Below are 13,737 nucleotides of genomic sequence, written 5' to 3' on the forward strand. Positions count from 1 at the left end.
ATTTAAAAAGAATTCTGTTGTTGCAATTGAAACATTTATATCAACGACATCAACATTTGCCGAGACTCTGAATGACGGCTGGACAATGGTTGGAAATAGAGGAGGTTTTATGGCTCAGCATGAACATACCATTGTGGTTACTGATGGAAAACCAATGATACTGACAGCGATGAATGAAATTTGGAATTAATAAAATTCTCAAGGGATAGTAAAGATTAGAGCAACTAACCGATGCCATTTTATTCGCAATTGGCAAAAGCACCAATACTTATATTTTGACCTGCCTTAGATACAGGTAAGTTATAGAACTTATTCAGAGCTTAAACTCAGGTAATTCGTAGTTTGTATGGATGTTGCTCGGATAGAATTGTCACAAGTCCGACCAAAGTCCGTCCAAAGTCCGACTAAAATCCGTCGAACAGGAGCTGAGATTATACACAGTGTCCTGTCCTGATATTATTAAAAGCCTATCACAACAAATTAAATTCCTGATGGCATATATGCAGGACGAATCATTCTGCTTTTTTATTACATTAGTGTAAATGAAAATATAGGCAGTTTAATGTTGCCAACTGAATCTGTTAAAGCAATTACATAACCATTCAATTTTGTATTAAAGAATGCCCAATTTCAAGATAAGCTTCCTGAGCATAGTTTTTATTCTTGTTTTGACAGGTAGCCTCAATGTTTTACAGGCTCAGGTACTTGTGCACGAAGAACCCCGGCATCGGCCTGTTTTTAAAAATAAAGAAATAAGGGTGCTGAATGTTCTTGTACCTCCGGGCGACACCTCCCAATATCATATTCATAATACACCATCATTTTTTATCAGGCTTTCAAACACAATTACAGGTTCGCAGGTGCTGGGAGAACTGGCAGTAGCAGGTAAATCTAAAGCAGGAGAAATTCGATTTGAAAATTTAGCGCCGCCAAATAACCGGACTCATCGAGTATGGAACGCAGATAAAGATACTTTTCATGTGATGGATGTGGAACTTTTGATGAAAAAGGCGGCTTTTGATCAAAAACCATTGAATTTACCAAATCTTAAATTGGAAATTGATACGAATTGGGTAAGGGCATACCGGCTGGATCTTTTAGAAGGAATTGATTTTAGAACAAAAAATAAAAAGCAATCATTGGTTTTGATCTCGCTAAATGCCTCAACATTCGAAATAAGACAAAATGGAAAAACCGGGCTTCAAACCCTCATGCCGGGAAGTTTTTTTGTGATTAAAAGGAGACAATCATTTTCCATTAAGAATACAAGTGAAAGCCGCACCCGGTTCGTGTTATTGGAATTGCCACAGAAATCCTGAACAGCTTTAATATTTTTTAAAAACCTAAACTTAATGCACTTATTGTCAGATAATTGTTAGTTTTAATTCCTCAGCCAATCTTTTGATATTTATTCAGTTTTTATATTTTAAATTTAAGTCATGAAAACACTACTCTTAGTACTCGCAATGTTCATTACAGCACCGCCTTCAATTTATACCTTTAAGGTTCAGAATATTGATGGCAAGAATCTTGACCTGAAAAAATATAAGGGCAAGAAAGTCTTAATTGTTAATACAGCATCGAAATGCGGTTATACAAAGCAATATGCTGATCTTCAGAAACTTGCTGATACCTATAAGGATAAACTTGTGGTAATTGGTTTTCCTGCAAACAATTTCGGTGGCCAGGAGCCTGGTGAAAACTTAAATATCAAGGAGTTTTGCCAGAAGAATTTTGGGGTAACTTTCCCGCTGGCTGAAAAAAGCAGTGTAAAAGGGGATGATATCAGTCCGCTGTTTAAACACCTTACAACCGCGGCAAATCCTGATTTTACAGGCGATATCAAATGGAACTTTGAAAAATTCCTGATTGATGAAGAGGGAAATTTGATCCATCGTTTCCGCTCTGCGGTTACACCAATGTCACCCGAAATCACTAAATATTTATAATCCTTATTCCATTGAAGAAATTCTTACTGATACTTTTTGTAGCGTTTTCGCTATCAGAAGTGCATGCAGCTGCAAAGACAGGTGATGAAGATCAGCTAAAAAGTCTGGTAGATAGTTTTGCAATCGCCATTGTTAAAAAGGATAAAGCATGGATCGTTTCCAATTTGAGCGAGACCTGCAAAATGTATGAGCCGACTGGTAATACTCTTGACAGAGCAGGTATTGTCTACGCCTTTACTGAGGGTATTTATGATATCAGTAAATCTGCTGCTTTGAACAAGGCATTTAAAGTTGATGGGGTAGCTGCCGGTGGATCTGCTGATTTTGATGTGGAAGGTGTCGGAAACATAAACGGAAACCGGGTGGATATTGCAGGTTCCTACAGGTTTAACCTGAAATTCATAAAATCAGACAAAGGTTGGATAATTTCTGAGATTATTATTAACGAACATTAATTCTGATTACGAATTTAACATAACAAAAAATGCCCCGGAACATTCCGGGGCATTTTTTTTATTGATTAAATAATTGTTTGGATTATTTAAAACGATAAGCCAAACTGGTTTGAATTACCTGATTCTTGTAAATTGGTGTTTCACTTGATCCGTTTTCATTGTTCTTCTGGAAGTCAAGTGCATAACGTCCCTGCAAGCTCAATTGATCAGTAAGACCAACACCTAATCCAATAACACCGCCAACCAGGCTTTTCTTCAGATTTTCGTTTTCATTTCTGATTGTATTCTGGTAAGTTGCATCTCCACTGGTAAATTTCTCTTTAGTGGATGCAAGGAATGAAACCTGCGGACCAGCATAAATACTGAATTTATCACTTGGGCTGATCTTGGCAAGAATTGGTATTTCAATAAAGTTTGTGGTTACTGAATATTCATTTGCTGTACCCAGCAAACTTGTTCCTGTTGTCTTATAACCTTTTTGTGAGAACATAAGTTCAGGTGAAAAGGCCAGGCCTTTAACTACCGGAATATCAACGAACAACCCGGCATTTAAACCCGGTTTAAATTCTGTATCGAAATTCCTGTCATTTGTTTTGATGATATTTGAGAAGTTTACACCTCCTTTAATACCAAATGTTTGTGCTTCTGCAGCTCCTGCAAACAGTACACCTATAGCAAAAATTAATACCTTTTTCATAATGATGTTTATTTATTTATAGGTCTGCTTAAGAAATAATGATGCCAAGCTGTAATATTTAGAAAAATATGGTCTCTGATGGGTAAGAATGTGTCCAATCAAACCGATTCCTTTGATAAATTTGTTTTGGATTAAGTTCAATTGTATCTTATATCGGACATTTTATGATGATTACCGAAGTAATAGCCTGGGTAGGCCTGATTTTTGTCTTCCTGAATATAGCCGGGATTTATAGCCTGCACAGATTCCTGAGTAAGCGATTAACAGATAAACTTTCTGTATGGCTTTTCAGTGTCTGTTTAAGCCTTGGTATAACTTTTTTATTCACACTACTTGGCTTAATTCTCTTTCTTAATTGATAATTTCACAAAATTATTCACCCTTCCACATGTATAAAAACTTAAAACACCTGTTATTTTTTGTCTTTCTGATAAGTCCGCTGATCAGTATTGCTCAAACTCAGAGTTCATTCATAGGTTCATTAGATAACCCAAATGACTGGGTTGACGGCGTTTTTAGAAAATTGAGCAAGCGTGAAAAGATTGCCCAGCTATTTATGGTCAGGGCTCATACCGATAAGGGAAAAGCATTCGAAGATTCGATCGCAAAGTTGATCCGTAAAGAGCGTATCGGCGGACTGGTATTCTTTCAGGGTGGTCCTGCAAGGCAGGCTGTACTGACAAACCGCTACCAGTCTGTTTCCAAAGTGCCATTATTGATATCAATGGATGCTGAATGGGGTTTGGGGATGCGGCTCGACAGTACTATATCTTATCCTTACCAGCTCACACTCGGAGCAATACAGGATAATAAACTGATATATGAGATGGGTAAGCAGGTGGCTATGGATTTTAAACGTATCGGCATGCAGGTTAACTTCGCGCCGGTTGCCGATATCAATAATAACCCAAAGAATCCGGTTATTGGAATCCGTTCATTCGGGGACAATAAATACAATGTTGCAGCAAAGGTTACTGCCTATATGAAAGGTCTTCAGGAGAATAATGTTCTGGTTAGTGTCAAGCATTTTCCAGGACATGGTGATACGGATGTAGATTCACATCATGACCTTCCCCAATTACCTTTTACCCGTGAGCGACTTGATTCACTGGAATTATACCCTTTCAGGGAGCTAATTAAAGAAGGTGCTTCCGGTATCATGGTTGCACATATGAATATTCCGATTCTTGATAATACTCCAAATTTACCTTCAACGCTCTCCCGTCCGATTGTTACCGGACTTTTAAAAGAGGATCTTGGATTTAAGGGAATTATTTTCTCTGATGCAATGGAAATGAAAGGCGTTGCAAAGTTTTTTCCGGAAGGGGAAAGCGATGTGCTGGGTCTGATCGCCGGACTTGATGTTATTGAACTCTCCGGTAATTCCAAACGAGCGGTAAAACTGGTACGTCAGGCAATCAAATCAAAACAATTGAGTTGGGAACGTATCAATGCCAGTGTCAGAAAAGTGCTAATGGCCAAATATTGGTCCGGGCTTTCAAATAAACAGTTTGTAAATCCGGAAAACATCATTGCCGACTTAAATCGTCCGGAAGCCAGGCAGCTAAATCAGCAACTTGCAGATGCCGCAGTTACAATTCTGAATAGTGATGCACAGATCAGAAATCTGGATTTAAGCAAGAAAACTGCACTGGTTAGTATGGGAGCACCCGGCTTAACGACTTTCCAGAATATCATCAAACCCTTATTACCGAACTCCCTTCTTTTTTTATTGCCCAAGGATGCTTCGGATAGCGATGTTAATAATGTCAGGGCAGAATTGAAAGCTTATGATCAGATTATTGTAAGTATTCATGATACGAGAAGGCGTCCTGGCGCAGTTCTGGATTATAATGCCGGACTCAAAACACTGATTGCTGATATAGCTAAAATGAACAGTATGTTTACGCTCTTTGCGAATCCCTATGCCATTACAGGGCTTCCTGGAATTGAAAAGGCAAAAACCTTAATTGTCAATTATCAGAATTCAGATGAAGCACAAAGGGCTGCTGTAAAAGTGATCACCGGTGAAATGAAAGCTTCCGGAAAATTACCGGTTGCGGTAAGCCCGGGTTTTAAAAATGGTGCCGGAGTCACTCAGGAGTAAACCATTCCTACTATTTGGGCCGGCCTGCTATGCCGGCTTTTTTATTGCTTCGATCTATTGATTGAAATACCTGATTCATGAATAAAATCAATATTTTTATGAATCTATGAATCAATGGTCAGCATTCAATAAACTCTCAAACCAGATCCAGACATGTCTCAGCAAAAAGCCCTGAAATTAGTTCGTGCATCAGCTGGATCAGGTAAAACATTTGCCCTTACAGCGCATTACCTGGTTTTGCTTTTTAGCGGGAAGGGCAAATACCGTGAAATTCTGGCTGTTACTTTTACAAATAAGGCAACCGCCGAAATGAAAGAGCGTATTCTGGGAGCGCTCGGGGAACTTGCCCGTTTCGGTTATGAAAAATCGAAATTCAGTGCTATCCTGAAGGAAAATTATCCTGACCTGGGTGATCAGGAACTAAAGACAAGAGCCTCAGAAATATATGCAGGAATTTTGCATGATTACAGCCGCTTTTCGGTCAGTACCATCGATGGTTTTGTACAGCAATTGATCAGAAGTTTTGCATTTGAGCTAAACATCGATAGTGGTTATAAGCTGGAGATGAATCATGAAAAAGTAAAGGATGAGCTTGTTGTGGCACTAAATCTTCAGCTTGAAAAGGATTCTGAACTATTGGAATGGGTGACCGGTCTTGCGATTGATCGCATCGATGATGGGTATGATTGGGATTATAGTCGTGCATTAAAAGAACTTGCAGGCGAAATATTTAAGGAACGCTATTATCCCTTTCAGGAGGCAATGCAGGCCATGGGCCCTGAGCAGACCAAGGAATTCAATGCCCTGCGCAATCAGATAAAAAAGGGAATTAAAACCTTTACTGAACAGATAATTGAAAAGACTAAAAGTATTGAGAAACTTTTTGACGCTTCGGGGATTGAATCAAAAGATTTGGGTGGAAAGACGAATAATCCACTTCTAAAACTGGATAAAATCATTCAGGGAGATTTAACAAAAGTTGAGGCTCTCAGGAAACTACTCAATGATTTTGAACAATGGCCAAACCGGGCATTGAAAGATACCAGCCTGGTAGAGTACCTGTACGAGCAGATAAACCCGCTTTTAGCTCAGTTAATTGCCTATTATGATGAAGGTATAGAAATATATAATACCTATCTGGCCATTAATAAGAACAGCTCATACCTTCGTTTGATGCAGCGAATGGCAGATCTTTTAAAGGATTACCGTTCAGAAAAACGGGCTTTGCTGATCTCGGATGCCCAGCAGCTTTTGAAGGGCATAACAGGTTCTGATGCAGATAATCCTTCATTTATTTGGGAGAAAACAGGCAATAAGTATAAGCATTTCCTCTTTGATGAGTTTCAGGATACCAGCACATTTCAATGGATGAATTTTTTGCCCCTGCTTAAAAATGCAATTGCAGAAGGTTCGCATGGTGGCCATTCGGCCCACCTGGTTGTAGGAGATGTAAAACAATCGATTTATCGCTGGAGAAACGGTGACTGGCGGATTCTGCATAGTAATTTGAAAAGGGATCTGCTTGAGGATAATGTGGCTGAAGAGAATCTGATGTTTAATCGCAGAAGCGCAGAAAATATCATCCGTTTTAATAATTTTCTGTACAGCAGTCTGCCTGCAATTTTGCAGCAGAACCTGAATGATGTTTTTTATGAAACAGCACCAGACTACCTGCATGATTCATGGGAAACAGAAAATGGCAGTATGATTGTCAAAGCCTATGAGGGAAGTCATCAGGAAATAACAGATAAAACCCTGGCCGGAGGAAAAATTGAAGTAAAATTCTTTTCGAAGAAACCGAAATCTTATCCGGGCGATGAGCAGGATGAAGAGGAGGATCAGTCTGAAGCCGCAGAATATACCATTGAAAAACTGACAGAGCTTTTAAAGCAGGGTGTCTCAATGAGGGATATTGGTATTCTGGTGCGGTCAAATCGTGAAGCAGAGGAGATTCTTGAATGTATTTTTCAAAAAGTGAATCAGGACCGCCTTACTGAAGCCGCCGGAAAATCCTTTCAGGTAATATCGGGAGAGGCTCTGAAGATTATGAATAATCCGGCTATTGCTTTGTTACTTTCAACCTTCCGATTATTGACTGTCAGAGAATCGGAGAGTGGAATTTTTAAGGCTGAATGCGCAAGGCTCTGGGCCCAGATTCAAAACCCCCTTAATATCCTGATCGAAATAGACAGCAATCATTGGATGAATATGGCTTCTGGCCCGATCTCTTCAATGGATGATATATTACCTCCCGAATTATGCACAGGTTTAAACTCATTCAAACATCTGCCTGTTGGTGAATTGACGGAGAAACTGATCAATATTTACCGTCTCGGAATTGCTGATTCAGAATATATGATTCCTTTTCTTCTTGCATTCAGAGATCAGGTGGCTGTGTTCGCAGCTGCCGGAGATCAGGGAATCGGCTCATTTTTGGAATGGTGGGATAATGAGGGCTCGGGAAAGGCTTTACCATCTTCAGAGAGCCAGGATGCAGTTCAGGTAATGACTATCCATAAATCGAAAGGCCTTGAATTCAAAGCAGTAATTGTACCTTTTGTCAAATGGGAATTTGTAAATTCCTCCAGGGGACGCCAAAAGAATCTTTTATGGGCTAATGCCAAACCTGCTGGTTTTGAGCAGTTTAAATCTCTTCCTGTAGATCTTGGTAAAGGATTGGCATCAACAGTATTTGCCAAGGACTACTTTGAAGAGATCATGCTGGGTTATATGGATGTAATCAATACCATGTATGTGGCAACAACCAGGGCAAAAGATTATCTATGTCTAATCTGTCCTAATGTACCAGTGAATAAGAAGGATGGGAAAGAAAGTACCGTGAAGAATATGCAATCAGTTCTTTCAGGCTTATTTGAGAATGGAGATACCGGGGATCTGCAATTTGAATCAGATGATACTCATTATTTTATGGGTGAGCTTCCGGCTCTGATTCCGGATGCTGATACAAGTTCAGAACATGAATCTTTAAGAATTCATAAATATCATGTGAATGAACAGCTAACTGAACGATTCAAGCGAAACAGTATGAAGGAGGATTCCTGGTTCAATGCAAAGCAGCGCAAGGGAATTGTAATGCATAAATTACTGGAGACTTTAAGCGGTACCGAAGATCTGGATAAACTCATTTCTGAAAAGGTTCAGGAGGGATTGATCAGAGAATCAGAAAGGGAGGAGATTAAACAGGCTGTTGGGGATGTTTTGCTTCAGGGGGAAATAAAGCAATGGTTCAAAACCGCCAAATCAGTTATCAGTGAAAAGGACATGATTATTGATTCAGGAACTGTAAAAAGGCCGGATAAACTGTTTGTATTTGAGAAGAGCGCAGTTTTACTGGATTTTAAATTTGGGGCGCAAAACAATAAATATATTGCAGATATCAGCCTTTACCGTGATAATCTGATGAAAATGGGTGAATTTGTGCAAGTGGATGCTTATTTATGGTATGCACAGGATCGTAAACTGCAGAAAGTCTGATCATGGAGAATAAATCATCGGATAAGTTTCTGTATCGGGTTGCAGAAGATCTATTGAATCGCTTCGGAAAGGATCTTCAGGAGGTGGCAATTGTATTCAATAATAAGCGACCTCAATTATTTCTGAGGAAGTACCTGGCAGAGATTAGCGGTAAGCCAATCTGGAGTCCCCGTTTTTATACAATCCAGCAATTCTTCTCAGAATCAACGAGTCTGGTTTGTGCATCTCAGTTAAAGCAATTCTTTGTCCTCTATTCTGAATACAATCTTTTGTTAAAAAAGGAAGGTAAAGAACCTGTAAGTGCCGATGTCTTTTATCCTTTGGCCGAGATCATTGTTTCTGATTTTTCACAGATTGATTATTACATGGCCGATCCGGTAAAGGTCTTTAATCTGATAGGAAGTATTGCCGAACTAGAGCAACAGTTTCCAAATTTTGAAGAGGAACAACTTGCCTTTATGGAGAGTTTCTGGTCATCATTTTCTCAGGAAAAACAGAATAAAGTCCAGGAGAAATTCATCGAAATGTGGCATAGGATGCCGCATCTCTACCAGAATTTCCATGCAAGGCTGGCTGAACAGGGCTTGCTTAGCAGTGCAAAGATGTACCGTAATCTTGCTGAAGGAAAGGATTCTGATGCGGGATTTTTAAATGAATTCAGCCATGTTGCTTTTGTAGGCTTTAACGCTTTATCAAGAGCAGAGGAAATTTTGTTCAGATCTTGGCAGGATGAAGGTCGTTGTTCATTTTATTTTGATGCCGATGAGCATTATTTTTCTGATAATATTCAGGAAGCCGGACATTTTATCAGGAGGAACATTAATACAGTGGGTCTTGAAAACCAGTTTGCGATTTCCGAAAACCGGATTAATGATCCTAAAAAGGAGTTTACTATAGTTCAGGCCTTGGGTAAAATAGCTCAGGGCAAATTGCTTGCTGAATTGCTCCCGGGAAGTACGGATAAGAATGACCCTGCTTCAAAAGCAATTATCCTTGCCGATGAGAGCCTTTTGCTTCCGATTCTTCAAACCGTTGATGACGAAAGTTTGAATATCACCATGGGCTATCCTTTTGAACAATCGGCAGTGTTCGGATTATGTGATCTATGGCTGGATATTCAGGAAGAAATAGCCTCGGGTGATAAGATTTCCATTGCTTATCCCAAAGTTCTGACATATATATTCAATCCTCTTGTTGCCACTGATATTGAACAGAGGAATAGAATCCATAAGGAGATTATTGAAGAAAAGAAGGCAAGATTTAAACTTCAGGAACTAAGGAATACCGGTAAAATTGCCGGACTTACTTTCGGCCCGTTTGAAAGTCCTGCCGATTCTATCAGGAATTTAGGCAGCTTACTTTTGCTTGTTTCAGAACAGATTGCTGATCTGCGAAAACTCGAAAGTTTACTCATTGCTGAGGCGGTTAAAACACTGAATGTACTTTCAGATAGTTTTGCAGAGCTGGAGAATGCCGGATCAATGCCTGAAATAAACGCAGGATTTGTGCTTAGAACGATCAGGAGGGCTTTGGCGGGACTTACCGTGCCTTTTGATGGTGAGCCTTTATCAGGATTGCAGGTAATGGGTCTGCTCGAAAGCCGTTGTCTTGACTTCGATGAATTAATTGTACTTGGAATGAATGAGGGTGTACTTCCTAAGGTGAGTATTACACCATCTTTTATCCCGGATAATGTCAGAAGAGCTTTTGCACTACCCGTGCTTGAAAACCAAAACTCCATTTTTGCTTATTTCTTTTATCGATTGTTGCATTGTGCAAAGAAAGTTACCCTGGTTTATATTGGTATTACTGATGACAAAGCAGGAAGCAGTGGAGAGGAAAGCAGGTTTATTAAACAACTGGAATTTGAAACATCCTGCAAGTTTACTCATGTATTACAGCAGAATCAGCCAATTGATACTCCAGCCCAACAAAGTATAGAAGTTAGCAAGACTGGGCCAGTGCTTGATAAACTTCGCACTTATTTAAAAAGAAATTCAGAGAGCAAATACGATAAAAAGATCTCTGCATCTGCTTTTACTGACTATGTAAGCTGTTCGCTGAAGTTTTTCTTTGGCAAAATAGCAGGTCTTGCAGAGCCAAAGGATTTGCCAGATGAGATCGGCCCGCATACCGTGGGAACCATGCTGCATACTGTGATGGAAAGTTTTTACCGTGATTCGCTTGGGAAGGAAGTGACTGCAGATTACATCAGGCAACGTGAAAAATTGTTGCCGGCTATGTCTAAAGCCGCTATGATTCAGGAGCTGAAGCTTAACCCGGATTACGAATTTTTGGAAAGTGCCCTGCAGCAGATTATCGTAAAGGTAATTGAGCAGTACGCTTTGAAAGTGTTGCGGCATGATGAGCAAATTGCACCTTTCATAATTAAGGAGCTGGAAGATAGAGAGGCTTATACTCCCCTGTTTTCCATTGAAGTAGAGGGCAGGGAAGAGCAGATCAGGTTAATGGGAATCATTGACAGGGTGGATATTCATCAAAATAAAACCCGGATCGTAGATTATAAAACAGGTAAGGATCAGTTAAAGTATGCTGATTTTGAGGGTTTGTTTGCTGAAGAAGGAAAAGATCAAAATAAGGCACTGCTTCAAACGCTATTTTATACTTTGGTTTATGAGAGCGCAAGAAATGTAAGCGAGGTGGAGCCCCATCTTTATACTGTTAAGGATTTTAAAAAGGGAACTCTATTCTCTGGGAAAGGAAAAGATGGTTTAATTCTGACAGATGAAAATCTTGCTGGTTTAAAAGATCAGTTTGCTCTCAAATTAAAGGAAAAATTGAATGAGTTATTCGATAGCTCAGTACCATTTAGACAGACTGCGAATACAGATAATTGCAAATACTGTTCGTTTAAGGGGATTTGTCAGAGGTAAGGGATTTGAATTACGAATTACAATGGTGAGGATATCAGTTTCTTTAGATGTTATTTGAATTTTTCCAATTTCTCTGGCTTCCTTGTATGCTATAGAAAATTTTGAAATAATTCAGCTTTTGATCGGGCTCCTATAATTGCAAATGCAAAGGCTTTTATTTGTATAAGGTTTTCAGTTTTCATTCTAAAATGCATTCATTACCGAAATTTCGAAATTCATATTGGGAAATCATTGATTAACTATTTAACGGCATCTACAATTCGTAATTCCTAATTAATAATTCGTAATTAATAATTGATACCCTTATATTTGCGTTCCAAAAATTGATTTTACACATGAGAGAAATACAATTCAGAGAAGCACTTCGTGAAGCATTAAATGAAGAAATGCGTAAGAACGATAAGATTTTTTTAATGGGTGAAGAAGTTGCTGAATATAACGGAGCATACAAAGTTAGTCAGGGAATGCTCGATGAGTTTGGTCCTAAACGTGTTATTGATACACCGATAGCTGAATTAGGTTTTACAGGAATCAGTATTGGTGCAGCAATGAACGGACTTAACCCTATTGTTGAGTTCATGACCTTTAACTTCTCTCTTGTAGCAATTGATCAGGTAATCAATGCAGCAGCAAAGGTGCTTAGCATGAGTGGCGGGCAGTTTTCATGTCCGATTGTTTTCCGTGGTCCAACAGGAAACGCAGGTCAGTTGGGAGCTCAGCATTCTCAGAACTTTGATAGCTGGTATGCAAACTGCCCGGGATTAAAAGTTGTTGTTCCATCTACCCCTTATGATGCAAAAGGTTTATTGAAACAAGCCATCCTGGATCCGGATCCTGTAATTTTTATGGAATCTGAGGTGATGTATGGGGATAAGGGTGAGGTACCTGAAGAAGAGTACTACCTGCCAATTGGTAAGGCTAATATAGTTAAAGAAGGAACTGATGTAACCATTGTAACCTTTGGAAAAATGCTTTCAAGGGTGGTTATGCCTGCAGTTGAAGAATTAACTAAAGAAGGCATCAACGCCGAGGTGATCGATTTGCGTACTATTCGCCCGATTGATTACGACACTGTCATTAATTCGGTGAAGAAAACCAATCGTATGGTTTTTGTGGAAGAAGCGTGGCCTTTAGGTTCAATCGCAACTGAGGTTGCATTCAAAGTTCAGAAAGATGCATTTGATTATCTTGATGCTCCGGTTCTGAGAGTTGCGTGTGCTGATGTTCCTCTTCCATACGCTCCAACATTGATCAAAGAAGCACTTCCAAACGCAGAACGTGTAGTTGCTGCTGTAAAAAGCGTTCTTTACAAAGAAGCTTAAGAGCTTACTAATATACAAAAGAGCCCTCCCGGAATAATTTCGGGAGGGCTCTATTATTTTTCGTGAGTATTAAAGTGTGATCTGACGTTTAATACTTTCTTCGAGAGAGATCAGGGTTTCAGTCCGCTGAATCCCTGTTACTCCCTGTATATCTTCATTAAGGACCTGTCTTAAATGATTAGTATCCCTGCAGATGATTTTGGCAAACATACTATAAGAACCGGTAGTATAATGTAGTTCTACTACTTCTTTTATTTTCTTCAGGTTTTCAACAGCATCTTTATACTGAGACCCCTTTTCGAGATAGATACCTAAAAACGCACATATATCGTATCCAATCTTTTGCGGATCAATGATGAGATGAGATCCTTTTATAACTCCCATATCCTGCATTTTTTTCATCCTTACATGAATAGTTCCGCCCGAAACGATCAATTTCTTAGCGATTTCAGTGTATGGAATCGTTGCATCTTCCATCAATATGCAGAGTATCTGTGTATCCAGATTGTCAAGTTCGAAATTTTGGCTTCTGTTTTCCATTTTTAATTGTAGGATTATTAATAATTATGCAATATAATTATTATTTATGTAAAAATTGAAATAGTTTATTAAAACATTTGCAATAAATGGGGACTTGTTATACATTCGTAATAAGCAATCGCAAATTGATTGTTTATACACTGTAAGGTGGTGAAATTTGGCAGACACACCTCCTCGTCTCGGTGGCGAAGATTTGGGAAATACCTTAACCGGGAAATAACTGCTTCGTGAAGGTTCGACTCCTTCCCTTACAGCAAACCTTATTCAACAGGTTTATA

The 13,737-nt window shown here is 39.2% G+C and carries 9 protein-coding genes and 1 pseudogene; 8 read left to right on the forward strand and 2 right to left on the reverse strand.

Going from position 1 to position 13,737, the window contains the following annotated elements:
• From VGE44_RS15385 to VGE44_RS15400, 4 genes and pseudogenes are all read left to right on the forward strand, one after another.
• A pseudogene (locus VGE44_RS15385) lies at window positions 1-190 on the forward strand (type I methionyl aminopeptidase); the annotation flags it as partial.
• 430 nt (window positions 191-620) lie between these two features.
• Window positions 621-1,319 carry a hypothetical protein gene (locus VGE44_RS15390; RefSeq protein ID WP_331080757.1) on the forward strand — a complete coding sequence of 233 codons (699 nt, stop codon included), beginning with the start codon at window positions 621-623 and terminating at the stop codon, window positions 1,317-1,319.
• 120 nt (window positions 1,320-1,439) lie between these two features.
• Window positions 1,440-1,949, forward strand: coding sequence for a glutathione peroxidase (locus tag VGE44_RS15395; protein ID WP_331080759.1), 510 nt, complete (start codon window positions 1,440-1,442; stop codon window positions 1,947-1,949).
• A gap of 11 nt (window positions 1,950-1,960) precedes the next feature.
• Entirely contained in the window at window positions 1,961-2,404 is a 444-nt protein-coding gene (locus VGE44_RS15400; RefSeq protein ID WP_331080761.1) for a hypothetical protein, read from the forward strand.
• 82 nt (window positions 2,405-2,486) lie between these two features.
• Here VGE44_RS15400 and VGE44_RS15405 read toward each other — a convergent pair whose 3' ends face one another.
• The gene (locus tag VGE44_RS15405) at window positions 2,487-3,101 is read right to left on the reverse strand and encodes a porin family protein (protein ID WP_331080763.1); all 615 of its coding nucleotides are present in this window, start codon (window positions 3,099-3,101) and stop codon (window positions 2,487-2,489) included.
• 388 nt (window positions 3,102-3,489) lie between these two features.
• On the opposite strand from VGE44_RS15405, the gene VGE44_RS15410 reads away from it, so the two are divergent.
• The 4 genes from VGE44_RS15410 (at window position 3,490) to VGE44_RS15425 (ending at window position 12,919) form a co-directional block, all read left to right on the forward strand.
• Complete coding sequence (locus tag VGE44_RS15410) at window positions 3,490-5,208, forward strand: glycoside hydrolase family 3 protein (protein WP_331080765.1); 1,719 nt, start codon at window positions 3,490-3,492, stop codon at window positions 5,206-5,208.
• Between the two features lie 153 nt (window positions 5,209-5,361).
• Window positions 5,362-8,703 (forward strand): UvrD-helicase domain-containing protein, encoded by a 3,342-nt coding sequence (locus tag VGE44_RS15415; protein WP_331080767.1) that lies wholly within the window; start codon window positions 5,362-5,364, stop codon window positions 8,701-8,703.
• A 2-nt stretch (window positions 8,704-8,705) separates the two neighbouring features.
• Window positions 8,706-11,597, forward strand: coding sequence for a PD-(D/E)XK nuclease family protein (locus VGE44_RS15420; RefSeq protein WP_331080769.1), 2,892 nt, complete (start codon window positions 8,706-8,708; stop codon window positions 11,595-11,597).
• A 335-nt stretch (window positions 11,598-11,932) separates the two neighbouring features.
• A complete protein-coding gene (locus VGE44_RS15425; RefSeq protein ID WP_331080771.1) occupies window positions 11,933-12,919 on the forward strand; it encodes a pyruvate dehydrogenase complex E1 component subunit beta in 987 nt (328 codons plus the stop codon).
• 69 nt (window positions 12,920-12,988) lie between these two features.
• Here the strand turns inward: VGE44_RS15425 and VGE44_RS15430 are convergent, their stop codons facing one another.
• A complete protein-coding gene (locus VGE44_RS15430; RefSeq protein WP_331080773.1) occupies window positions 12,989-13,459 on the reverse strand; it encodes an Lrp/AsnC ligand binding domain-containing protein in 471 nt (156 codons plus the stop codon).
• Between the last annotated feature and the right edge of the window lie 278 nt (window positions 13,460-13,737).

It is taken from the genome of Daejeonella sp. (assembly GCF_036405355.1).
Taxonomy (GTDB): domain Bacteria; phylum Bacteroidota; class Bacteroidia; order Sphingobacteriales; family Sphingobacteriaceae; genus Daejeonella.

Bases quoted from the DNA above. Each gene is read 5' to 3' on its own strand.
- VGE44_RS15390 (WP_331080757.1), top strand. From the start codon at position 621: ATGCCCAATTTCAAGATAAGCTTCCTGAGCATAGTTTTTATTCTTGTT.
- VGE44_RS15395 (WP_331080759.1), top strand. From the start codon at position 1,440: ATGAAAACACTACTCTTAGTACTCGCAATGTTCATTACAGCACCGCCT.
- VGE44_RS15405 (WP_331080763.1), bottom strand. From the start codon at position 3,101: ATGAAAAAGGTATTAATTTTTGCTATAGGTGTACTGTTTGCAGGAGCT.
- VGE44_RS15410 (WP_331080765.1), top strand. From the start codon at position 3,490: ATGTATAAAAACTTAAAACACCTGTTATTTTTTGTCTTTCTGATAAGT.
- VGE44_RS15415 (WP_331080767.1), top strand. From the start codon at position 5,362: ATGTCTCAGCAAAAAGCCCTGAAATTAGTTCGTGCATCAGCTGGATCA.
- VGE44_RS15420 (WP_331080769.1), top strand. From the start codon at position 8,706: ATGGAGAATAAATCATCGGATAAGTTTCTGTATCGGGTTGCAGAAGAT.
- VGE44_RS15425 (WP_331080771.1), top strand. From the start codon at position 11,933: ATGAGAGAAATACAATTCAGAGAAGCACTTCGTGAAGCATTAAATGAA.
- VGE44_RS15430 (WP_331080773.1), bottom strand. From the start codon at position 13,459: ATGGAAAACAGAAGCCAAAATTTCGAACTTGACAATCTGGATACACAG.